The sequence below is a fragment of the Arenimonas sp. genome, from assembly GCF_019459675.1.
GTDB lineage: Bacteria > Pseudomonadota > Gammaproteobacteria > Xanthomonadales > Xanthomonadaceae > Arenimonas.
The window spans coordinates 1-1115 of sequence record NZ_JAIBFH010000425.1 but is presented as its reverse complement, the minus strand read 5'-3'; the positions used below and the strand labels follow the sequence as shown (position 1 = coordinate 1115).

At 71.7% G+C, this 1115-nt stretch carries 2 protein-coding genes; both read left to right on the top strand.

The window, feature by feature from the left end; translation table 11 throughout:
- The first annotated feature begins 38 nt into the window (after window positions 1–38).
- Complete coding sequence (locus K0M70_RS14030) at window positions 39–245, top strand: hypothetical protein (RefSeq protein WP_290782980.1); 207 nt, start codon at window positions 39–41, stop codon at window positions 243–245.
- 5 nt (window positions 246–250) lie between these two features.
- Window positions 251–988, top strand: a complete 738-nt coding sequence (locus K0M70_RS14025; RefSeq protein ID WP_290782966.1) for a DUF6445 family protein — start codon at window positions 251–253, stop codon at window positions 986–988.
- Window positions 989–1115: the final 127 nt, after the last annotated feature.

Genomic DNA, 1115 nt, shown 5'->3' with positions numbered 1-1115 from the left:
TCCGCAGCAACGGCCGCGTGTGCCGCTAGCACACGGAAATGGTCGCCGAGCCCAGCTGGGTGCTGGTGATGCACGGCCAGCGGGTGCACCCGCGCGGCTACCACCCGCTGGTGGACAACCTCACCGACGATAAACTGCGCGAGCACTGCGACACCGTGCGCGGCGTGATTGCCAACTGCGTGCGCGCCATGCCCACGCACGAGGCCTTCATCGCCAAGCACTGCGCCACGGCCAAAGCGGCCTGACGCCCGTGGAAGCGACGGCCCGGGCGCCGCTGCTGCGCTTCAACCCGCGGCCGCGGCTACACCTGGTGGACATCGGCGACGGCCACCGCTGCCTGGTGGTGGACGACGCACTGATCGAACCCGAGGCCTGGGTCGATTTCGCCGCCGCCCACGCCGCCGCCTTCAACGAACGCCCCAACAACGGCTTCCCCGGCCCCGAACTGCACCTGCCGGCGAACGCGTTGACGTCGCTGGACGATTTCTTCGCGGTGCACGCGCGGCGCCTGATCGGTGGGCGCCGGACGGTCCGGCGCTACGCCCGGTTCTCACTGGTCACCCGCGCTCCGCAGGCGCTGTCGCCCTGGCAGTGGTTCTGCCACACCGACCGTCTGGAAGACGGGCCCGGCCAAGTGGTGGGCGCCAGCGTGCTGTACCTGTTCCAGGACCCCGGCCTGGGCGGCACCGGCTTCTACCGGCCGCGCCGCGCCCAGGGATACATCTCGGCGCTGGTGAAGGCGTCGGCCACGCTGTCGCCGGAGGAGTTCGCGGAGCGCTCAGGCATCGCGCGCGGCTACATGACCGATTCCAACGAATGGTTTGAACGCGTGGCCGGCGTGCCGGCGGCCTTCAACCGGCTGATCCTGTACCCGGGCCACGTCTTCCACAGCGGCGACATCCACGCCCCCGAAAAACTGTCTGCCGACCCGCGCCAGGGCCGGCTGACCCTCAATGGCTTCTTCGTCTGCCGGCGCAACCTGGCCTGAGGTGAGCGCGATGCCCCGCTTCTGCACAAGCTTGGTCATGCTGGTTATCGCGGCCTGCGCCGCGCCCCCGCCCCGCGGCCCCGCGCGCGGCGCCGCCAGGCCCGCCGCGCCCCGCCCCGCGCCCCCC

Excerpts from the sequence above, each read along its gene's own strand:
- K0M70_RS14030 (WP_290782980.1), top strand. The coding sequence starts at position 39 with ATGGTCGCCGAGCCCAGCTGGGTGCTGGTGATGCACGGCCAGCGGGTG.